The organism is Desulfovibrio sp. ZJ746 (assembly GCF_011039155.1).
GTDB lineage: Bacteria > Desulfobacterota > Desulfovibrionia > Desulfovibrionales > Desulfovibrionaceae > Desulfovibrio.
In genome coordinates, this window is record NZ_JAAKEK010000004.1 from 101,973 (window position 1) to 121,314 (window position 19,342).

The window sequence follows — 19,342 nt, forward strand, 5'->3', positions numbered from 1 at the left end:
GGCGCTCAGATCAGGCGGTCGAAGATGAAGCGGTACACCTTGCGGATGTGGAGGGCCAGCTTGAGCGTGAGGGTGCGCTGCGCCTTTTCGTCCCGCTCGGCGAAGGAGGTGAGATGCCGCGCCACCTCGTTGAAATCCGCGTCGCCCGTGGGCTGGAGCATGCCCCAGTACTGGCGCGCCCGCTCCGCCGTCTGGCGGGCGCCCTTGTCGGGGTGGCGCGTGAGGTGGCCATGGAGGAAGGACGCAAACATGGCGTCCGCATCGTTGGGGAAGGAGCGGGAAAGGGCCAGGCGCCAGAGCGCGATGTACAGGCCGCGCAGCTCGAGGCCCATCTGGCGGCGCCGCAAAAACTGGAAGCGCCCCACGCCCATGAGCTCAAGCTCGGCCGTGAAGTCCGCGTCGTCCAGGAGGGCGGCGAAATTGTCCAGCGCCACCTGGGTGATGCCGGGCGATTCGTCTGGCTCCGCGAGATACTGCATGGACGCTCCGTGCAATGGACTGAAGGCGTGGTTGTAGGTTTGAGTTGTCGTCCTCGTGCAGGCGCGTTGTTGCTGCCCGTTTAATGTCGAAATTATCCGTCAAAAACAGCCTTTTCGGTGCTGGCCGCGTCAGAGAAAAATTTCCTCGGTCGAGTACTTGAGTACACTCCCTTCGGAAATTTTTATCTTCCTTGCCAGCCCCGAAAAATCTTATTTTTTAGGATTCTTCCGACACCAGCACCCGTCTTCCGCTTCGCTCCAGACGGAAGGAGGAAAAATCAATTGCCGCGTCTTGCTGTCACACCCAAAGTGCCCGCCGCCATGGGGCCGTTAGTCTCCGTCGTCACCTGCTGCGCCGGTGGCGGCAGAAGCCCCGCCGCCCCCTTGGCCGCCACGGCGCCCGCGCGAGCGGCGCCGCCTTTTGCGCGGAGCCTGGCCTTCACCGCCGGCTGCCCCGTCCTCGGGGGGCTGGGCGGCTTCCGCCGGTGCCGCTGCCGCCGGCGCATCCGGGCCAAGCGGGCGCGGGCCGCGCTTGCCGCGCGTGCGGCCTCCCCGGGCGCCGCGGCCGCCGGCACCACTCCCGGAACTCTTGGGAGCCGGGGCCGCGCTCCCCGTGGGGAAGACGAAGCCTTCGCGCAAATTTTCCTGATGGCAGGCGTCCAGCAGCATGGCGAGCAGGAGCAGGTTGGCGTTTTCCTCGCCATCTCCCGGGGCCTCGCCGTCTCCCGCGCCCCCGTCTTCCGGCGCCTTACCGAGCTCGCGCGCAAGGTCGGCGTAGCGCGCCACGCGCATGCGCTCGAGCCCGGTGAGCCCGCGGTACCGCGCCTCGAGCACGGCCATGAGGCGCGCGGAAGCGGCCCTGGCCGCATCGGCGTCCGTGGGGGCGGGGATTTCCGTGAGATTGATCTTGTAGTGCCGTGCGATGCGCTCGAGCTCCATGCGCTGCATCACGTCCACGAGCGAGATGACCGTGCCCGCCGAGCCCGCCCGGCCGGTGCGCCCGGCGCGGTGGATGTAGCTCTCGTGGTCTTCCGGCGGCTCGTAGAGGAAGACGTGCGAGAGCGCCGGGATGTCGATGCCCCGCGCCGCCACGTCCGTGGCCACGAGATACTGGAGCTTGCCCTCGCGCACTTTTTGCAGCACGGCCTCGCGCTTCGCCTGCGTCAAGTCGGCCGAGAGGCCGTCCGCGCTGTAGCCGAAGCCCTGAAGCACGCTCGTCACATAGTGCACATTGGCCTTGGTGTTGCAAAATATGATGGCTGAAGCCGGGTTTTCCGTCTCCAGGAGGCGCACGAGGGCGCGGTCCTTGTCCATGGGCTTGACTTCGCAGAACTCGTGCGCCACCTCGGCCACATGCACTTCCTTGCGCGAGAGGGAGAGCATGTCCGGCTCGGTCATGAATTCGGCGGCCAGCTTGAGCACATGGGGCGGATAGGTGGCCGAGAAGAGGCAGGTATGGCGCCGGGTGGGGAGATAGCGCTGGATCTCCTTCATGTCCGGGTAGAAGCCGATGGAAAGCATGCGGTCGGCCTCGTCGAACACGAGCAAACGCAGTTTCGCAAGGTCGAGGGTGTGCCGCAGGAGATGGTCGAGCACGCGGCCCGGCGTGCCCACGATGACCTGCACGCCGGCGCGCAGGGCGTCCATCTGCTTTTTGTAGCCCACGCCGCCGTAAATGGCGCAGACATCGTGGCCCGTGCCGGCGAAAAGCGTCTTCGCCTCGCGCTCCACCTGCAGGGCGAGCTCGCGCGTGGGCACGAGCACGAGGGCCTGCGGCGCCTTGAGGCCCGGGTCCAGCTCCTCGAGCATGGGGAGGAGATAGCAGCCCGTCTTGCCGCTGCCCGTGCGCGACTGCACCATGATGTCGCGCCCGGCGAGCAGGTAGGGCAGCGCCAGGGACTGCACGGGCATCAGGCTGTGCCAGCCGGCGCGGGCGCAGGCCTCGCGCAGGGACGCGGCGAGCTCGTCAAGCGTCACCGGGGGCAGCGCGTTTTCCGGCTCGGTGACGGAAATATCGACAAGTTCGTCTTCAGCGACGACAGGCGCGGCCGGCGCGGCGGCGCTTTCCGCGGGGTTTTCCTCCGGGGAGGGGGAAGAGGAGGGTTCCGGCATAGGGGGCCTTTGCGCGCGGGCGCGCCAAAATGAGGAGGCGGCCTGCGCCGCTTCCCGTCCATGGAAAGCCAAAGAATACGCCATTCCGCCGGCTTCCGCAAGGCGTAGGCCGGGGGCGCCGCGAAATGCGGCTTGCCCCGCGCACGGAATGCGCCTAACGTGAGGGGCCGCACGGCGAGGGCCGGTCGCGGAACCAGCGAGGGGAGAGGGACGCCATGGCGGACACAGTGGCCGAAACAGCGAAAGAGTCCGGCTTTGCGCCGGCATTCGGGGCGGGCCTCCTGCCGGCCGTGGTGCAGGACGCCGCAAGCGGCGAGGTGCTCATGCTCGCGTGGATGAACGAAGAGGCGTGGCGGCGCACGCTTGAGACCGGCGAGGCCCATTTCTGGAGCCGCAGCCGCCGCGAGCTCTGGCACAAGGGCGGCACCTCGGGCCATGTGCAGCGCGTGCTCTCCGTGCGCCTTGACTGCGACAGCGACGCCATCCTGCTCCTCGTGGAGCAGATTGGCGGCGCGGCCTGCCACACCGGGCGGCGCTCCTGCTTTTTCCGCGAGTGGCGGGCGGGCGAAGTTGCCGAGTGCGCGCCCATGGTTTTCGACCCCGCGGCCGTGTACGGCACAGCCGGATCCCCCTCCACTTCCAGCCACGGGAGCAACGCATGAGCGCCCAGAACCGTCCCGTCCTCAAGCTCGGCGTGCCCAAGGGCTCGCTCGAGGAGGCCACCATCCACCTTTTCGAGCGCGCGGGCTGGAAGATCCGCAAGCATGCGCGCAACTACTTCCCGGACATCAATGACCCCGAGCTGTCGGCCTCGCTCTGCCGCGTGCAGGAGATCGGCGGCTATGTGGCGGCCGGCGTGCTGGACGTGGGCATCACCGGCCTCGACTGGCTGGGCGAACGCGGCCATGAAGACAAGGTGGTGCGCGTGGCCGACCTCGTGTATTCCAAGAACTCTTCCAGGCCCTGCCGCTGGGTGCTGGCCGTGGCCGGGGACGCGCCCTACACCTGCGCGGCCGACCTCGCGGGCAAGCGCATCGCCACCGAGCTCGAAGGGCTTACGCGCCGCTATTTCGCGGGCAAGGGCGTGGACGCCGACATCTTCTATTCCTGGGGCGCCACCGAGGCCAAGGTGGTGGAGGGGCTTGCCGACGGCATCGTGGAAGTCACCGAGACCGGGACGACCATCCGCGCCCACGGCCTCAAGATTATCGACGAGGTCATGGTGTCCTTCCCTGTGCTCATCGCCAACCGCGAGGCCTGGGCCGACCCCGTGAAGCGCGCCAAGATCGACCAGATCACGCTGCTCCTGCAGGGGGCCCTGCGCGCCGAGAACCTTGTGGCGCTCAAGATGAACGCCCCGGCAGACAGGCTCGACGCCATCCTCGAGATGCTGCCCGCGCTCAACTCGCCCACGGTCTCGCCCCTGCGCGACAAGGCGTGGCTCTCGCTGGAGACCGTGGTGGAGGTGGGCATCGTGCGCGACCTTATCCCGCGCCTGCGCGCCGCCGGGGCCGAGGGCATCATCGAGTACGCGCTGAACAAGGTCATCTGACCATGCCCCTGCGGGGCGCATGGGGCGCGCCCCCCGCGCCATATTTGTCAAACGCCGGATACAATGCGCCGAGCCTGCCATGCCGCGTGCGCCCAAAAAAACCGCAAGCCCGCCTGACCCCGCCCCGCGCGGCCGCCCCAGGGAGTTCGACCGGGACGCGGCCCTCAACGCCGCCATGGAGACCTTCTGGCGCAAGGGCTACATGCAGACGACCCTTGCCGACCTCTGCCAGGCCATGGGCATCAGCGCGCCGAGTTTCTATTGCGCCTTCGGGACGAGGGAGGACATCTTTCTCGAGACCGTCGCGCACTATAAACAACAGTACTGGGACAAGGCCCTCGACCGCCTGATGCAGGCAGGGGACGTGCGCACGGCCCTCAAAAATTTTGTTGAGGACGCCGTGCAGATCTATATGCGCCCGGGCCTCCCCAAGGGCTGCTTCGTGGAGATCTCCACCGTGGGCCTCGCGCCGGGCGAGACGCGCATCATCGAAGCCCTCGCCGTCCTCGACCGGGAAACGGAAGCCCTTTTCCGCAAGCGTCTCCTTTTGGCCATCGAGGCCGGTGAGCTTCCGCCAGAAAGCGATGTCCCGGCCATCGTCGGCGCCCTCATCGCCTTCATGAAAGGCGTCGCCCTGCTCGCCCGCGGCGAGCTGTGCCAGGCCGAGCTTGCGGAGATCGCCCGGCGCGGCCTCGCCCTGCTCCCCAACGCCGGCCAGGACTGAAGGTCCGCCTCGGGGCGCGCCACGCGCCTTGACGTTCGCGGCCTGTTTTTATTATCAGGTTTACAAAATTCAACACGAGGTCATCCCATGAAACTGCTGGCCATCAACGGAAGCCCCCGTAAAAAGTGGAACACGGCGACCATTCTTGAAAGCGTGCTCGCCGGGGCCAAAGAGGCGATGCCCGGGCTGGAGGGCGAGCTCATCCATCTCTATGAGCATGACTACAAGGGCCGCGTGAGCTGCTTTGAATGCAAGCGCATCGGCGGCAAGAGCTATGGCAAGTGCGCCGTCAAAGACGGCATTTCGGAAGTGCTGGAAAAGTCCCTGCACGCCGACTGCCTGGTGTTCGGCACGCCCATCTATTTTTCCGACGTGACGGGCATGATGCGCTGCTACTGGGAGCGCCTGTTCTTCCCCGTGCTCGTGTATGACAAGAACTATTCCTCCCTTGCGCCGCAAAAGGTGCGCACGGGCTTTGTCTATACCATGAACGCGCCCGAGGGCATGCTGGAAGACATCCACTATCCCGAGCGCCTGAAAGTCATGGAAGACATTGCGGCGCGGATGCTCGGCCACGCGCCGCTGATGGAATATGTCTGCGATACCTGGCAGTTCAAGGAGTACGCCAAGTACAAGTCGGACGCCTTTTCCCCCGAGGCCAAGGCGAAAGTGCGCGAAGCGCAGTTCCCCATCGACCGCGAGAAGGCCAGGGCGATGGGCAGGGCGCTCGCCCTCGGTCAGGCGCACTGATGCTTGCGGCAAACGCGGGAGATGAAATGGCGGAAGAACTGGTCTTTTGCTTCAGCGGCACGGGCAATTCCTGTATGTGAGTATCAGGGTGACGAAAGCGGCCAATTGCCAGATATGCCCGGAAACGCATTCGGAGGCGCGATGAAAAGTCCCTTTCCCGACTTTGTGGAGCAACTGCCGCTCCGGGACTACGGCCTTCCGGGCCTGACCGTGCATGTGGACACTTCGCCCCTCGGCGAGACCTATTTTGTCAGCGCGCAGAAAGAAATCGTCTTTGCCGAGCATGCGCACGGGGCGCAATATACCGTGGTCGTCAGCGGTTCCTGTGCCTATACCGCGGACGGCAAGACCGTCACGTACAAGAAGGGCGACATCTATTTCATCCCGGCCGGGCAGAAGCACCAGATCACCCTGCATGCCGGCTACGCCGAAATGGACTATGTGTTCAACGGGGAATGAACGCGCCCGGGCGGAGTCTCGGCCCCGGGCCGCAAGCGAACAGCCATAAGGAGGAACCATGGCTATCAGGAAAGTGGCGACGGTGGTTTTCAGCCCCTGCGGCAGCACGGAAAAAGTCACCGAATTGCTCACGGCCAGGCTGCCCGTGGAAGTGGAGCGGCATAACCTCACTCTCCCGGACGAGAGGGACGCGAAACTGGCCTTCGATGCGGAGACCCTGGTATTTTTCAGCTTCCCGGTCTATGCGGGCCTGCCGAAAATCGCGGACAAGGTGTTCGCCTGCGTGGAGGGCAAGGACACGCCCTGCGTGTATGTGGCCGTGCGCGGCGACACCGAGCCGGGCGGCTTTTACTGGTCCATGGACGACCTGGCCAGGGCCCGCGGCTTCAGGCCCGTGGCCGCGGTGGCGGCCGTGGCCGAGCACACGCTCATGCCCACGGTGAGCCACGCCCGGCCCGACGCCGACGACGCGAAACTGCTGAACGAATTTGGGCAGAAGGCCCTTGCGCAGGCCAATGAGGGAAAATCGCTCTCCAAGATCCCGGGCGAGCGCGGCCCCATGAAGGATCTTGTGTTCTTCCCCATTACCGACGCGGACGCCTGCATCAGCTGCGGCCAGTGCGCGGAAAATTGCCCGGCGGGGGCCATCCCGGAAGATGACCTCGTCACGCAGGACGACAAGCTCTGTATCTGCTGCTCGGCCTGCGCGCATGTCTGCCCCGTGGACGCGCGCACCATGGGCGACGCCAAGGCGCGGGAAATGCTGCACCAGGCGGCGACAGTGACCTTTGCCGGCCTGCACCTGGAAACGAAGCTCTTTCTGTGACACGCCGGCGTGAACGGCGCAACGAACGCCCAGCGGTGCTGCGAGGGCGCACCGCTGGGCGGTGAAAAGCGCTGAATGAAAGGGACGGCGTCCTCGCTCTTGCCGGTTGGGGCATGCCGGTCCCTCAGGCGAGGATTGCCCGCACCTCCTCCCGGTTGCGCCAATAGGGGAGCGCGGCCGGGAAGGCTTTTTGCCACGGCTTGTGCCACGAATAATGAAGGAGTTTTCCGCGAAGCGCCGTCTCGCCCAGGAGAAGGCGCCTGCCGTATTCCATCTGGAAGTTCGCCTTCCCGGACAAGGCGCCCGTGTGCCCGGGAAGCCCGAACAGGAAATTGAGGGCGTCCTGGTCCGGGAACTGCAATTCCGGCCTCGCCCTGAACAGGGAAAAAACGGCGGCGGGAACATCGGGAACCAGCCTGTTCACCTCGGCATTCCTGAAAACCAGGACGCCGGAGTTGAAATAGCCGTCATATTCGCCGAAGACCGACCTGATGTAGGCCCGAAAGCCCGGGCGATGCGCCGGGGCGCTGTCCCGTACGGCCCAGAGCGGCGGGCCGTCCTTCCTTGCCAGCGCGTCGGCAAAAAGGGGCAGGGCATCCCCCGTGGCGATGATGTCGCTATCCAGATAAAGTACAGTTTCATTGGGCAAAAGCTGCGGCAGCAACAGCCGGAACAGGCAGCCCTTGCTGAACCGCTCAAGCGCCGGAATCTGCGGAAACCCGGCGCTCTCTTTTGCCAGGTCGTGAAATACCGCCTCGCCGCCGGAACGGGAAGCGACTTTTTGAAAAGCGTCCCGCTCCGGCGCACCGAGCGTGCCGTCATGCAGGATGTGCGCCACGAGGGGGACACTCGCGCCTTTCATCAACGAGTGCATGGACGCGAGGCCGTGGATGAAATAGCCGTCCCTGTTGTGGATGCCGTAGGCGATGTGCAGGGGGGCGCCGTGCTGCTGGGGAAGCGCGGGCGCCGCCTGGGGGGCAGGGGCGCGAGGGCTCACCGCGGGCTCATTCTTCCCGGCTTTCCGGCTTGCGGCTGAGCAGGTCTTCCAGCTCGGCGCAGGCCGCCTTGCCGTCCATGCCCTGCCGGGCCGCGAGCTCGCCGAGGTTTTCGGCGGCGTCGCAGGGCCGCACATAGAGGGGCTCGATATCCTTGGGAAAATAGTCGCCGTGGCGGGCGAGCAGGGCGAGGGCCGGGGCGCCCGGGTCCACGAGTTCGGGCATGACGACGGCGCCCGGCGCGCCGGCCGGGCCCAAGCCCGTGGCCTCGGGCTCGAACCAGCGCGGGTTGCGACTAAGCCCGCTGCCGCAGGCGTGGCAGGGCGCCCCGGCCATGCGGGCAAGGGCTTCCTCCGGCGTGATGAGTTCCACGGGCCCGAGCGGCTGCGCCGGGATCTGCGGGCCGTAGGAGCAAAAAGGCCGGTAGTGGACGAGGTCGCGCCGGGCATGGGTCACCACCATGACGGGCGCGGGATAGAGCAGGCCCCGTTGCATGACCGCGCTGGTGGCCAGCGCCTGGAGATAGTCAAGGCTCGCAAGCTGGGCGTGCCCCGCGCGGCGCAGGGCCGCTGCCGTGGCGAGCACGAGGCGGATGCCCGTGAACGAGCCAGGGCCGGCCACGCAGCCGATGCGCCGGAAACCGGCTGGAGCGATGGCGAGGGCCGCGCAAATGTCACGCAGGGCCGGGGCCAGAAGCTCCGTGGCGCGGTTCGGCTCGTGCCACTCCTCAAAGCAGCGGCGGCGGCCGTTTTCCGTCACCAGTATCTGGAGCGCGCCCTCGGCGGCGTTGAGCACGAGCTCGAGCCCGGTGGAGTAGCCCGGTGCGCGCGCGCTCATTTGAAGAGCCGCCATACGTCGTTGAAGGTGGCGAGCGCCATGAGGCCCACCAGCAGGAAGAGGCCCACGCGGGTGGCCATTTCCTGCGCCTTTTGCGGCACCGGCCGCCGGAAGATCATCTCGATGAGGCAGAAGACGATCTGGCCGCCGTCGAGCACGGGCACGGGCAGGAGATTGAGGATGCCGAGATTGACGCTGATGAGCGCCGTCAGCGCGATGAGGCCGGCGAGGCCCTGGTGCGCCTGCTCGCCCACCATCTGGGCGATCATGATGGGGCCGCCCACCTGGTCCAGCGGCACCACGCGCTGCGCCAGCTTGACGAAGCTCTGCCAGGTGAGGGAGACCATGCCCCAGGTCTGCCGGGCGCCGGCCGCGGCGGCCGCCCAGAAGCCCTGTGGCTCCGCGCTCACGCTGTTGCCCGCGCGCACCCCGATGAGCCACGCGGTCTCCTCCTCGCCGAAAATGGTCTTGCGCGTGGCGCGCTCGGCCGTGAGGGTGAGCTCGAGCACATGGCCCCGCGCTTCCGGGCCGCTCTCCCCGGGCGTTTCGGGCCGCAACACCTCAAGGTGCAGCGGACGGCCGCCGCTGGCGTTGATGGTGGCGGACATGGCCTCCCAGCTCTCCAGCTTTTTGCCGTCAATGGCGAGGATGCGGTCGCCGGGGACGAGCCCGGCGCGGGCGGCCGGGCTGCCGGCCGAGACGGCGCCCACCACGGGCTGGAGCACGGGCACGCCCCAGCCGAAGGCGAGCGCCCAGCAGAGCAGCCAGGCGAGCAGGATATTGGCCACCGGCCCGGCGGCCACCACGAGCAGCCGCTGCCACGCGGGCCTGAGCGCGAAGCTCTCCCTGGGGGTGAAGCCGGGCGGGATGTCGGCCTCGTCGCTCTCGCCCACAAGCGCCACATAGCCGCCCAGGGGGATGAGCGAGAGCGCGTATTCGGTCTTGCCGATCTTGCGCTTGAGGATCTTGGGCCCGAAGCCGAGCGAAAAGGTGGACACGCCCATGCCGAGCGCGCGGGCCACGGCGAAATGCCCGAGTTCATGGAAGAAGATCAGTCCGCCGAGGACGATGATCACGGCAACGATGGTCGTCAGCACTTTGGCTCCTCGGGATGGGCGGCGCGGCGGCGCACAAGGGCGCGGCAGGCGCGGTCAAGGGCGTCCACGCGGGCGGCGAGCTCCACGGCGAGGGCGGCCGCGCGGGCCTCGTCAAGGGGAGCCCGGGGCAGGTCGCCGGGAGAAAGCGGGGCGAGGGCGCGGCCCTCGTCAAGGCCCGGCAGCGCGTCCAGCGTGGCCGAAACAAGGGCCGGGATGTCCGTAAAGCCGCAGCCGCCGTGGAGGAAAAGCTCCACCGCCGCCTCGTTGGCCGCGTTGAGCGCCACGCAGGCCGGCCCGAAGCCGGGCGCGCCCCCCATGGCCGCGCGGTCGGCCAGGAGCGCCTCGCGCGCGAGGCGCAGGGAGGGGAAAAGCTCCGGGTCCGGCTCCTCGAAGGTGAGGCTCCAGACGGCAGCAAGGTCAAGGGGCGGCGCGCCGCGGCCGGCGCAGGCCGGCCAGTCCAGGCAGTGCCCGATGGGGAGCCGCATGTCCGGCGCGCCGAGCTGCGCCATGAAGGAACCGTCGGCGAATTCGGCCAGCGAATGCACCACCGACTGCGGATGCACGAGGATGCGCACCCGCTCCGGCGGCACGCCGTAGAGGTGCACGGCCTCAATAAGCTCGAGACCCTTGTTCATCATAGTGGCCGAGTCGATGCTGATCTTGGCCCCCATGCGCCAGTTGGGGTGTGCCAGCGCCGCCTCGGGCGTCACCCGGGCGAGCTCTTCGGCGCTCCGGCCCCGGAAAGGGCCGCCCGAGGCCGTGAGCACGAGGTTTTTCACCTCCTGCCCGCGCCCGGCGACGCACTGGAAGAGCGCGTCGTGCTCCGAATCCACGGGCAGTACGGCCGCGCCAGTGCCCGCGCAGATGGCCCGCACGAGGGCGCCGGCGAGCGCGAGGGATTCCTTGTTGGCGAGTGCGACCATCTTGCCCGCGAGGGCCGCGGCCAGGGTGGCCGTGAGGCCGGCGGCGCCCACCTGCGCCGAGAGCACGGCGCAGGCCCCGTCGAGCGCGGCGAGGCGCGCATAGCCGGCGCGGCCGGTGAGGATATCGGGAGCATAGCCCACGGGGAGGAGCGGGCGCAGGGCCTCGGCCGCCGCCTCGTCGAGCACGGCGAGCACCGGGGGCCGGTGGCGCAGGGCCTGCCGGGCCAGAAGCTCCACATTGCGCGCGCAGGCGATGCCGGCGACCTCAAGGCGCCCTTCGGACGCCTCCACCACGGAAAGCGCGTTGCGCCCGATGGAGCCGGTGGAACCCAGCAGGACCACGCGGCGCGGGCGGATGGCGGCGAGGGCTTCAGCCGGCGGGGGCGAGATATAGTCCACCGCCGGGCCCCCGCGTCCGGGCCAGAGCGCGGTCACGGGCGCCGCCCCCCAAAGCTGTGGTCAGGGGCGCCGGGTTCAGTGTCGCGCCCGGGCGCTCGGCTCAGAAAAAGGAGAACCACTGGTCCACCACCGCCACCATGGGCATGGCGAAGAGAAAGCTGTCCGCCCGGTCGAGCACGCCGCCGTGCCCGGGCAGGAGGGAGCCGGAATCCTTCACGTTCACCGAGCGCTTGAGCGCGGACTCGAAAAGGTCCCCGAGCTGGGCAAAGGCGTTCACCGCCACGCCGAGCAGCGCGAAGGCGAACCACCCGGCCTGCCCGAAGATTTCGCCGTAGACGGCGCAGAAGATGACGCAGGCCGCGAGGCTCCCCACGGCGCCCTCGGAGCTCTTGTTGGGGCTCACGCGCGGCCAGAGCTTGTGGTGGCCGAAGCGCGTGCCCACGAAATAGGCGGCCGTGTCGGACGCGGCCACCGCGGCCAGCACGAAGATGAGCTTGAGCGTGGAGAGATAGGTGGCCGGCAGAAGCAGAAGCGGCACATAGGCGAGCCCGGCCATGAAGATGCCGCTGGCCGAAAAGGCGTTTTCCTCCTCCACCACGTCCCAGCGGAAGAGGAAGGAGAGCGCCGCCAGCACGAAGCCCGCGCCGAGGCACACGAGCGCGTCCTGCGGGCGGTGCATCCACGTGAGCACCAGCATGGCCCAGCCAAGGCCGATGGCGCAGATGCGGCTCGGGATGCGCCCGCGCGGCCCCCAGAAGAGCGAATAGAATTCCCACAGCCCGAGCGCCGACACGAGGAGGATGACGCCGAGAAGCGGCCAGCCCCGGCACCAGAGCACCAAAAGCAGCCCCGCCGCCAGGATGAGGCCGGTGATGGTCCGGCGGAGGTCCACTGCATGGTCAACAGCCATCGGCCTGCTCCCGCGTTTTGCCGAAGCGGCGCGAGCGCCCGGCATAGTCCTTGAGGGCCTTTGCGAGCTCTTCGGCCCCGAAGTCGGGCCAGAGCACCGGCGTGAACCAGAGCTCGCTGTACGCGCACTGGTAAAGAAGGAAGTTGCTCAGCCTCAGCTCGCCGCTCGTGCGGATGAGCAGGTCCGGGTCGGGCTGGCCGGCCGTGTCGAGCCTCTCGGCAAGCGCCGCCTCGGTGATGGCCCCGGGCGCGAGGGCGCCGGAGGCGGCTTCGGCGGCGAGCTTTTTGGCCGCCCGCACGAGCTCGGCGCGCCCCCCGTAGTTGAGGGCCAGGTTGAGGGTCATGTCCTTGCCCGCGGCCGTGCGGTTCATGGCGTGGCGCAGGGCCGTGCGCTGCGCGAGCGGCAGGCCGTCGAGGTCGCCCAGCACCTTGAGGCGGATGCCCCGCTCCAGCATGGTGGGCACTTCCGCGCCGAGAAATTCGAGCAAAAGCCCGAAGAGCGCGCTGATTTCGGTTTTGGGGCGGTTCCAGTTCTCGCTCGAAAAGGCGTAGAGCGTGAGGTGCGGGATGCCGAGGCGCCGGCATTCGCGCACCACCGTACGCACGGCGTCGGCCCCGGCCCGGTGCCCGGCCGTGCGGGGCAGATCGCGCGCCTGCGCCCAGCGGCCGTTACCGTCCATGATGATGGCGATATGCCTGGGCAGCTTTTCCGCGCCCTCCTGTGCCCCGCTCATGTCATCCACGTCAGATGTCCATGATTTCCTTTTCCTTGGCCTGGCAGCGGGTGTCGGCCTCGGCCACGAAACGGTCGGTGAGCTTCTGCACCTCGTCGGTGGCGCGCTTGAGCGCGTCCTCGGTGATCGCCTTCTCCTTTTCCGCGCGCTTCAGGCTGTCGTTGGCGTCGCGGCGCACGTTGCGCACGGCCACTTTGGCCTCCTCGCAGTATTTGCGGGCCACCTTGACGAGCTCCTTGCGGCGCTCCTCGGTGAGCGGCGGGATGGAGATGCGGATGATCTTGCCGTCATTGACCGGCGTGAGCCCGAGGTCGGACTTGAGGATGGCCTTTTCCACCGCGGCCATGCCGCCCTTGTCCCAGGGCTGGATGGTGAGGGTGCGGCTGTCGGGCACGGCCACGGAGGCCATCTGGCTGATGGGCGTGGGCGTGCCGTAATAGTCGGCCTTGATGCCGTCCACAAGCGCCGTGGAGGCGCGGCCGGTGCGCAGCTTGGCGAAGTCGCGCTCAAGGGAGGCGAGCGCCTTTTCCATGCGGTCTTCGGTGTCCAGCAGGGTGGTGTCGATGTCCATGGCTTCTTCCTTGCGGGGCTGGCCCCGGCTTGATGGCGCGTGAGGTCCCGGGGGCGCTCACTCCTCGCGGACGATGGTGCCCACGGGCTCGCCCAGGATGGCGCGTTTTATGTCGCCCCCGAACATGCGGCAGACGATGATGGGCACATGGTTGTCGCGCACGAGCGCGAAGGCCGTGGCGTCCATGACGCCGAGGCGGCGGCGCAGGGTGTCCTCGTAGCTGATGTGGTCGAACTTCACGGCGTCGGCGTTGGTGGCCGGGTCCTTGTCATAGATGCCGTCCACCTTGGTGGCCTTGATGATGGCGTCGCACTTGAGCTCCATGCCGCGCAGGGCCGCCGTGGTGTCGGTGGTGAAATAGGGGTTGCCCGTGCCGCCCGCGCAGATGACCACGCGGCCCTTTTCGAGGTGGTGCAGGGCGCGCCGGCGGATGAAGGGCTCGCACACTTCCTTCATGTTGATGGCCGAGAGCACGCGCGTGGGATAGCCCTGCTTCTCGAGCATGTCCTGCACGGCCAGCGCGTTGAGCACCGTGGCCAGCATGCCCATATAATCGGCGGAGGAGCGCTCCATGCCCTTGGCCGAGCCGGAAAGCCCGCGGAAGATGTTGCCCCCGCCGATGACGAGCGCCATCTCCACGCCCATGTCGAGCACCGAGCCGATTTCCTCGCAGACGGCGGCCACGGTTTCGGGGTCGATGCCGGTCTTGTGGGCGCCGGCCAGGGCCTCGCCAGAGAGCTTGAGCAGCACGCGCCCGTACTTGAGCCCGCGCTCGCCTGTCGCGTTGTCTTCGGTCATGGCTCCGCCTTGATTGGAGGTGGCTGGTTCCCGGGCCGGCCCTTGCCGCAACGCATTGAGGATACCAGAAAATCCGGCATCCTCAAAGCCTTTTTGCGCGGTGGGGGTGCGGGTTCAGGCGCCGAAGCGGCCTGCGACGAGCTCCCCGAGGCTGCGCTTGGGCACATGGTGCACGCCCTGGGCGTCGCGCCAGTAGTTGAAGGAGCCGTCCGCGGGCATTTCGGCGATGACGCGCTGCTCTTTCGCCACGCCGAGGCCGAGCACGAGCGGGATGTCCATGCCCGCCGGCACCTTGAGCAGCGGCGCGGCGGCCGCGCGGTCCACGGAATAGATGATGCAGCAGCCCCAGCCCTGGGTGGCGGCGGCGAGCTGGATGGTCTCGCTCGCGATGCCCGCGTCATAGGGCACGAGCTTGGCGCCCTCGGCGGGGGCGAGGATGGCGATGAAGGCCGTGGGCCGCTCGCCGGGCTTGGGCGTGCCCGCGTCCTTGAGGGCGCCGGCCCAGCGCGTGAGCCTGAAGAGCTCGTCGCAGGTCTGGCCCTTGGTCACGAGGACGAAGCGCAGGACCTGCGCGTTGCGGGCCGAGGGCGTCAGGCGCGCGCAGTCCGCGAGCCATTCGAGGTCGGCCATGCTCAGGGGCTGATCTTCCACAAAGCGGCGGCAGGTGCGCGCCTCACGGACAAGGGCCTGAAAATCGCGGGGGCTTACGGGCATGGGTTTCTCCTTTATTTTGTGCATTTGCGAGTTTGTGCAGTGCTTGTGCGCCCCAGTAATGCCGAAATTATCCGTCAAAAACAGCCTTGCTTCAGCCGTTGCGACGCAGGAAGCTACGGATGAAGACAGCAACAAGTCGCCGCAAATGTCAACCAACGATGCCATTGTCGCTATCCGTAAGCAGGCAGAGCCTGCTAACGGCTACCGCTTTGCTGCTTGCTGCGTCAGAAAAAAATTTCCTCGGTCGAGTACTTAAGTACACTCCCTTCGGAAATTATTTTTCTTCCTTGCAAGCACCAAAAAATCTTATTTTTTAGGATTCTTCCGGCACGACCACCCGGCTTCCGCTGCGCTCCAGCCGGACATAAGGAAGGTCTCTCAAGGGCTTTGTGTAACATGCTTTTTCTTGGGCTTAGGAGAGCGGCTAGAGGGTGAAGAGCAAGAAGCACAGCGTGCCTTCCTCGATGGCAGCGCCGAAAAAATCGCCGGAAAGGCCGCCCTCGCGCCGGGCAAGACCTGTCAGGCGGCGCAGGAGGAGGATTTGCGCCATGAGCAACAGGCCCGCGCGCAAGGGCGGCAGCCCGAGCATCACGAGGCCCGCGCAGGCCGCAAGGCCGGCCATGCGGTAGAGCGCGCGTATCCCGGGCCTGGCGGCGGCACAGGCCAGGGCGCCGAGCCCGGGCCCCTTGCGGGGCGGGCCCATGTGCGCGAGCAGCACGGCAGCCCCTCGGCCCCAGGCCGGGGCCAGCGCCAGCGGGAGCGCGAGGGCGGCGCCAGCCATGGGATCGTCAGCCGCGAACACCCGGGCGGCGTGCCAGCTCACGGCGCACCACTCCCCGCCGAACACGAGGAGCAGGCGCAGGGCCCCGAAGGCGCCGAGCCGGCTGTCGGCGAGGATCTCGCGGAAGCGCTCGCCCGTGGCGCCGCTGCCCTCGGCGTCGCCCAAATCGGCGGTGCCGTCCCAGTGCAGGCCGAAGGTCGTCCAGACCGAGAGGAAGAGCCAGATCCAGCCGGCGAGCAGGGCTTGCGGCCACTGCGGGCATCCCGCACCGTCCCCCCAGGCGAAAAGCCCAGGCAGCGCGAGCGCCGGGAGTGTCCAGATGCAGCCGAGCACGAGGCCCGCGGGCCCGAACCAGGCGAGGGCGCGGTCAAGCCCGGGCGCGTTGGGTCCCGGCATGGCGGCGGCCGTGCGCGGCAGGGCGAAGCGGCTCAGAAAGGCGAGGGCGCCGGCAAGGCCCGCTCCGGCGGGCCTCCACGCCCCCACTAGGCGCGGCCCCCCTGGGTCTGGGCGAAGGCGAGGGCATAGAGGTGGTGGAAAAAGTCCACATATTCCACGTGCACATGCTCGGGCACCTTGATGCGGGCCGGCGCGAAGGTGAGGATGGAAGTGATGCCCGCCTCCACGATGTGGTTGGCCGCGCGCTGGGCGCGTTCCGGCGGGGTCGTGATGATGCCCATCTGGATGTCGAGCTCGGGCGCGCACGCGGGCAAATCGTCGGTGCAGCGCACTTCGAGGCCGTGCATGATCTCGCCGATCTTGAAGGGGTCGCAGTCGAAAACGCCCACGATATTGAAGCCGCGCGCGCGGAAATCGCCGTGGTTGAGGATGGCGCGCCCGAGATTGCCCGCGCCCACGAGGGCCATGCGCCACTCGCGGTTGACGCCGAGGGCGTTCTTGATGGCCGCGATGAGCGCGTCCACGCGGTAGCCCACGCCGCGCACGCCGAACTCGCCGAAATAGGCGAGGTCCTTGCGCACCTGCGAGCCGTTGACGCCGCAGGCCTCGGCGAGGGGATTGGAGGACACCACCTCCACGCCGTCGCGGGCAAGGTTTTCCAGAACCTGCACATAGATGGCGAGCCGCTGGATGGTGGCGCGGGGGATATGTTTGCTCTTGGGGGCGGTAGTCATGATCCTTTCCTTGGGGCGAAAGTCTGGCGGTGCGCCGGGTGCCGAGCGCGCCCCGTCAGCGTATGCGATACGTGAAAAAAAGCCGCGGTGCAAGCGCCCCGGCGCAGGGGCGCCGGCCGGGGGAAAGGGACTAGCGGCCCGAATGGCCGCCCTGGCGGTCGAGGAGGCGCAGGCCCACGGCCTCGGCAAGGTGGGCCTCGCCGATGGCGCCGGCGCCCTCGAGGTCTGCGATGGTGCGGGCCACGCGCAGGATGCGCGTGCAGGCGCGGGCCGAGAGGCCGAGGCGGTCCATGGCCGCTTCCATGAGGGCGTGGCCGGCCGCGTCCAGGGCGCAGTGGCGTTCCAGCTCGCGCCCGGAAAGCGTGGCGTTGAGCGCTGGCGCCGCGTGGGCGCCCCCTTCGGCGGAAGCCCGCGCCGCCTGCGCCGCCCGGGCGGCGAGCACGCGCCCGCGCATGGCCGCGCTGCTCCAGCGCTCGGGCACGGTAGGGCTGCCGGGCCGGAACTCGGCATAGCTCACCTGCGGCGCGTCCACATGCAGGTCGATGCGGTCGAGCAGCGGCCCGGAGAGCCTGCGCCTGTAGCGCGCCACCTCTTCGGGGCGGCAGGCGCAGGCGTGGGCGCTGTCGCCATAATGGCCGCAGGGGCAGGGATTCATGGCCGCCACGAGGATGAAGCGCGCGGGATACGTCACGCTCCCCGCGGCGCGGGACACCGTGACCATGCCATCCTCCAGCGGCTGGCGCAGCGCTTCCAGCGCGGCGCGCGGAAATTCGGGGAGTTCGTCGAGAAAGAGCACGCCCCGGTGCGCCAGACTCACCTCGCCGGGGCGCGGCGTGCGCCCGCCGCCCACGAGGGCCACGTCCGAGACGGTATGATGCGGTGCGCGGAAGGGGCGCTCGGTGACAAGGCCCGAGTCCGGCGCGAGCTGGCCGGCCACGCTCAGGATGCGCGTCACGTCCAGCGCCTCCTCGAAGGAGAGCGGCGGCAAAATGCCCGGGAGGCGCCGGGCGAGCATGGTCTTGCCGCTGCCGGGAGGGCCCACCAGCAGGATATTGTGGCCGCCGGCCGCGGCGATCTCAAGGGCGCGCTTGGCCGCCTCCTGTCCCTTGACTTCGGCGAAGTCCGGCACGGGAGCGGCGTCCGGGGCCGCGGGCTCCGGCCGGGGCGGAAGTTCCGATGCGTCCTCCCCGGCGAGGAAGGCCGCACAGGCCGCGAGGCTTGGCGGCGCGATGACCGAAAGCCCCGCCACCACACTCGCCTCGGCGGCATTGGCCGGTGGCACCACGAGGCCGTCGGCGCGGCCTTGCGCATGGAGCTCCCGCGTGAGCAGGGCCAGCGGCAGCACGCCGCGCACGGGCCGAAGCCCGCCCGAGAGGGAGAGCTCGCCCGTGAAGACGAGGCGCTCCGCGCGTTCGGCCGGCACGAGCCCGGCCGCCGCGAGCAGCCCGAGCGCCAACGGCAGGTCATAGCCCGCGCCGGACTTGCGCTGCCCGGCCGGGGCGAGGTTGACGGTGACGCGGGCCGGCGCCAGCTTGAAGCCGCTGGCCCGCAGCGCGGCGAACACGCGGTCGCGCGCCTCGCGCACCTCGGTCTCGGGCAGGCCCACGAGGCTGAAGCCGGGCAGGCCCTGACGGGCGTAGTCCACCTCCACTTCCACGGGGTAGGCGTCCACCCCGGAGAGGGCGCCGCTCAAGAGGCGGACGATCACGCGCGCCGCCGGCCGTTAAAGGAGCTTCTGGCCGATGCGCGACCAGCGGATGTCGTCAAGGCCGCCCCAGGACCAGTAGATGCGCCAGGCCTTGGCCTTGATGTCGCTCTTGTCCACGAAGCCCCAGAAGCGCGAGTCCAGCGAATTGTCGCGGTTGTCGCCCATGACGAAGTACTTGCCCGGCGGCACGGTCACGGGCGCGTAGTTGTCACGCACGGGCTCGCGGCCCGTGGGGTCGCTGTGGCGGATATAGCTCTCCTTCACGGGCTGGCCGTTGCGGTAGAGCTGCTTGTCGCGCACCTCGATGACATCGCCGGGTACGCCGATGATGCGCTTGATATAGTCCACGCTTTTGTCGTTGGGATAGCGGAAGATGATGATGTCGCCGCGCGCGGGCTCGTCGCCCTCGTAGAGATAGGTGTCGGTGAAGGGGATCTTGACGCCATAGGCGAACTTGCTGGCGAGCAGGTGGTCGCCCACGAGCAGGGTGCCCACCATGGATTCCGACGGGATCTTGAAGGCCTGGACGATGAAGGTGCGGATGACGAAGGCCAGGATGAGCGCCACGGCGAGCGCTTCCGCATATTCGCGCCACAGGGACTTTTTGCCGCGCGGCCGGCGCTGGAGGGTGATGGGCTTCATGGGCGTCCTTTGGGGGAGGGAGCCCGCATGAAAGCGGGGATTCGGCAGTATGCCCCCTCGGGGGCGGAATGGCAAGCCGGCGCGGCCCCGCGCGCGGGCGGCGGAGTTGGGGCGCCCCGGGCGCTTGCGGCGCCCGCGCCTTGACCCTGCGCATCCTTTTTCCTATACAACAAGGACGACAAAAGCCTTGCGGGGTGAGGGC

At 68.4% G+C, this 19,342-nt stretch carries 21 protein-coding genes; 6 read left to right on the top strand and 15 right to left on the bottom strand.

Annotated features, from left to right (window positions below):
- Window positions 1–5: 5 nt before the first annotated feature.
- Together G7Y54_RS07860 and G7Y54_RS07865 are read right to left on the bottom strand one after the other, a co-directional pair.
- Window positions 6–479, bottom strand: coding sequence for a hypothetical protein (locus G7Y54_RS07860; protein WP_165078774.1), 474 nt, complete (start codon window positions 477–479; stop codon window positions 6–8).
- A 330-nt stretch (window positions 480–809) separates the two neighbouring features.
- On the bottom strand, window positions 810–2,591 hold the full coding sequence (locus G7Y54_RS07865; protein WP_165078775.1) for a DEAD/DEAH box helicase: 1,782 nt from the start codon (window positions 2,589–2,591) through the stop codon (window positions 810–812).
- Between the two features lie 215 nt (window positions 2,592–2,806).
- On the opposite strand from G7Y54_RS07865, the gene hisI reads away from it, so the two are divergent.
- The 6 genes from hisI (at window position 2,807) to G7Y54_RS07895 (ending at window position 6,902) form a co-directional block, all read left to right on the top strand.
- Window positions 2,807–3,253, top strand: coding sequence for a phosphoribosyl-AMP cyclohydrolase (gene hisI, locus G7Y54_RS07870; protein WP_165078776.1), 447 nt, complete (start codon window positions 2,807–2,809; stop codon window positions 3,251–3,253).
- Window positions 3,250–4,143 carry an ATP phosphoribosyltransferase gene (hisG, locus tag G7Y54_RS07875; RefSeq protein ID WP_165078777.1) on the top strand — a complete coding sequence of 298 codons (894 nt, stop codon included), beginning with the start codon at window positions 3,250–3,252 and terminating at the stop codon, window positions 4,141–4,143. Before hisI ends, hisG begins: the two co-directional genes overlap by 4 nt.
- Before the next feature lie 79 nt (window positions 4,144–4,222).
- A complete protein-coding gene (locus tag G7Y54_RS07880) occupies window positions 4,223–4,867 on the top strand; it encodes a TetR/AcrR family transcriptional regulator (protein ID WP_165078778.1) in 645 nt (214 codons plus the stop codon).
- 87 nt (window positions 4,868–4,954) lie between these two features.
- Window positions 4,955–5,617: a flavodoxin family protein gene (locus G7Y54_RS07885; RefSeq protein ID WP_165078779.1), complete on the top strand. Its 663-nt coding sequence runs from the start codon at window positions 4,955–4,957 to the stop codon at window positions 5,615–5,617.
- A 141-nt stretch (window positions 5,618–5,758) separates the two neighbouring features.
- Window positions 5,759–6,076, top strand: a complete 318-nt coding sequence (locus tag G7Y54_RS07890) for a cupin domain-containing protein (RefSeq protein ID WP_165078780.1) — start codon at window positions 5,759–5,761, stop codon at window positions 6,074–6,076.
- 58 nt (window positions 6,077–6,134) lie between these two features.
- Entirely contained in the window at window positions 6,135–6,902 is a 768-nt protein-coding gene (locus tag G7Y54_RS07895) for a 4Fe-4S binding protein (RefSeq protein WP_165078781.1), read from the top strand.
- A 124-nt stretch (window positions 6,903–7,026) separates the two neighbouring features.
- Here G7Y54_RS07895 and G7Y54_RS07900 read toward each other — a convergent pair whose 3' ends face one another.
- The 13 genes from G7Y54_RS07900 to lepB all read right to left on the bottom strand — a co-directional run bounded on the left by G7Y54_RS07900 (window position 7,027) and on the right by lepB (window position 19,140).
- Window positions 7,027–7,899, bottom strand: coding sequence for a glycosyltransferase (locus tag G7Y54_RS07900; protein WP_165078782.1), 873 nt, complete (start codon window positions 7,897–7,899; stop codon window positions 7,027–7,029).
- A gap of 7 nt (window positions 7,900–7,906) precedes the next feature.
- Window positions 7,907–8,734, bottom strand: a complete 828-nt coding sequence (tsaB, locus tag G7Y54_RS07905; protein ID WP_165078783.1) for a tRNA (adenosine(37)-N6)-threonylcarbamoyltransferase complex dimerization subunit type 1 TsaB — start codon at window positions 8,732–8,734, stop codon at window positions 7,907–7,909.
- Entirely contained in the window at window positions 8,731–9,831 is a 1,101-nt protein-coding gene (rseP, locus tag G7Y54_RS07910; RefSeq protein ID WP_206214929.1) for an RIP metalloprotease RseP, read from the bottom strand. Before rseP ends, tsaB begins: the two co-directional genes overlap by 4 nt.
- Window positions 9,825–11,153: a 1-deoxy-D-xylulose-5-phosphate reductoisomerase gene (gene dxr, locus G7Y54_RS07915; protein WP_241159427.1), complete on the bottom strand. Its 1,329-nt coding sequence runs from the start codon at window positions 11,151–11,153 to the stop codon at window positions 9,825–9,827. Before dxr ends, rseP begins: the two co-directional genes overlap by 7 nt.
- A gap of 100 nt (window positions 11,154–11,253) precedes the next feature.
- Window positions 11,254–12,063, bottom strand: coding sequence for a phosphatidate cytidylyltransferase (locus G7Y54_RS07920; protein WP_165078785.1), 810 nt, complete (start codon window positions 12,061–12,063; stop codon window positions 11,254–11,256).
- Window positions 12,053–12,796 carry an isoprenyl transferase gene (locus tag G7Y54_RS07925; protein WP_165078786.1) on the bottom strand — a complete coding sequence of 248 codons (744 nt, stop codon included), beginning with the start codon at window positions 12,794–12,796 and terminating at the stop codon, window positions 12,053–12,055. The genes G7Y54_RS07920 and G7Y54_RS07925 overlap by 11 nt, the downstream gene beginning before the upstream one ends.
- Before the next feature lie 10 nt (window positions 12,797–12,806).
- On the bottom strand, window positions 12,807–13,367 hold the full coding sequence (gene frr / locus G7Y54_RS07930; RefSeq protein WP_165078787.1) for a ribosome recycling factor: 561 nt from the start codon (window positions 13,365–13,367) through the stop codon (window positions 12,807–12,809).
- 57 nt (window positions 13,368–13,424) lie between these two features.
- Entirely contained in the window at window positions 13,425–14,165 is a 741-nt protein-coding gene (gene pyrH / locus G7Y54_RS07935) for a UMP kinase (RefSeq protein ID WP_165078788.1), read from the bottom strand.
- A gap of 114 nt (window positions 14,166–14,279) precedes the next feature.
- The gene (locus G7Y54_RS07940) at window positions 14,280–14,879 is read right to left on the bottom strand and encodes a nitroreductase family protein (protein WP_165078789.1); all 600 of its coding nucleotides are present in this window, start codon (window positions 14,877–14,879) and stop codon (window positions 14,280–14,282) included.
- A gap of 424 nt (window positions 14,880–15,303) precedes the next feature.
- Window positions 15,304–16,143, bottom strand: coding sequence for an adenosylcobinamide-GDP ribazoletransferase (locus G7Y54_RS07945; RefSeq protein WP_165078790.1), 840 nt, complete (start codon window positions 16,141–16,143; stop codon window positions 15,304–15,306).
- Entirely contained in the window at window positions 16,143–16,790 is a 648-nt protein-coding gene (locus G7Y54_RS07950) for a redox-sensing transcriptional repressor Rex (protein ID WP_165078791.1), read from the bottom strand. Before G7Y54_RS07950 ends, G7Y54_RS07945 begins: the two co-directional genes overlap by 1 nt.
- Before the next feature lie 130 nt (window positions 16,791–16,920).
- Complete coding sequence (locus G7Y54_RS07955) at window positions 16,921–18,498, bottom strand: YifB family Mg chelatase-like AAA ATPase (RefSeq protein ID WP_165078792.1); 1,578 nt, start codon at window positions 18,496–18,498, stop codon at window positions 16,921–16,923.
- A 15-nt stretch (window positions 18,499–18,513) separates the two neighbouring features.
- Window positions 18,514–19,140: a signal peptidase I gene (gene lepB / locus G7Y54_RS07960; protein WP_165078793.1), complete on the bottom strand. Its 627-nt coding sequence runs from the start codon at window positions 19,138–19,140 to the stop codon at window positions 18,514–18,516.
- Window positions 19,141–19,342: the final 202 nt, after the last annotated feature.

What these genes read in the sequence shown, in the direction of transcription:
- G7Y54_RS07860 (WP_165078774.1), bottom strand. Translation starts at nt 479, where the DNA reads ATGCAGTATCTCGCGGAGCCAGACGAATCGCCCGGCATCACCCAGGTG.
- G7Y54_RS07865 (WP_165078775.1), bottom strand. Translation starts at nt 2,591, where the DNA reads ATGCCGGAACCCTCCTCTTCCCCCTCCCCGGAGGAAAACCCCGCGGAA.
- hisI (WP_165078776.1), top strand. Translation starts at nt 2,807, where the DNA reads ATGGCGGACACAGTGGCCGAAACAGCGAAAGAGTCCGGCTTTGCGCCG.
- hisG (WP_165078777.1), top strand. Translation starts at nt 3,250, where the DNA reads ATGAGCGCCCAGAACCGTCCCGTCCTCAAGCTCGGCGTGCCCAAGGGC.
- G7Y54_RS07880 (WP_165078778.1), top strand. Translation starts at nt 4,223, where the DNA reads ATGCCGCGTGCGCCCAAAAAAACCGCAAGCCCGCCTGACCCCGCCCCG.
- G7Y54_RS07885 (WP_165078779.1), top strand. Translation starts at nt 4,955, where the DNA reads ATGAAACTGCTGGCCATCAACGGAAGCCCCCGTAAAAAGTGGAACACG.
- G7Y54_RS07890 (WP_165078780.1), top strand. Translation starts at nt 5,759, where the DNA reads ATGAAAAGTCCCTTTCCCGACTTTGTGGAGCAACTGCCGCTCCGGGAC.
- G7Y54_RS07895 (WP_165078781.1), top strand. Translation starts at nt 6,135, where the DNA reads ATGGCTATCAGGAAAGTGGCGACGGTGGTTTTCAGCCCCTGCGGCAGC.
- tsaB (WP_165078783.1), bottom strand. Translation starts at nt 8,734, where the DNA reads ATGAGCGCGCGCGCACCGGGCTACTCCACCGGGCTCGAGCTCGTGCTC.
- G7Y54_RS07920 (WP_165078785.1), bottom strand. Translation starts at nt 12,063, where the DNA reads ATGGCTGTTGACCATGCAGTGGACCTCCGCCGGACCATCACCGGCCTC.
- G7Y54_RS07925 (WP_165078786.1), bottom strand. Translation starts at nt 12,796, where the DNA reads ATGAGCGGGGCACAGGAGGGCGCGGAAAAGCTGCCCAGGCATATCGCC.
- frr (WP_165078787.1), bottom strand. Translation starts at nt 13,367, where the DNA reads ATGGACATCGACACCACCCTGCTGGACACCGAAGACCGCATGGAAAAG.
- pyrH (WP_165078788.1), bottom strand. Translation starts at nt 14,165, where the DNA reads ATGACCGAAGACAACGCGACAGGCGAGCGCGGGCTCAAGTACGGGCGC.
- G7Y54_RS07940 (WP_165078789.1), bottom strand. Translation starts at nt 14,879, where the DNA reads ATGCCCGTAAGCCCCCGCGATTTTCAGGCCCTTGTCCGTGAGGCGCGC.
- G7Y54_RS07950 (WP_165078791.1), bottom strand. Translation starts at nt 16,790, where the DNA reads ATGACTACCGCCCCCAAGAGCAAACATATCCCCCGCGCCACCATCCAG.
- lepB (WP_165078793.1), bottom strand. Translation starts at nt 19,140, where the DNA reads ATGAAGCCCATCACCCTCCAGCGCCGGCCGCGCGGCAAAAAGTCCCTG.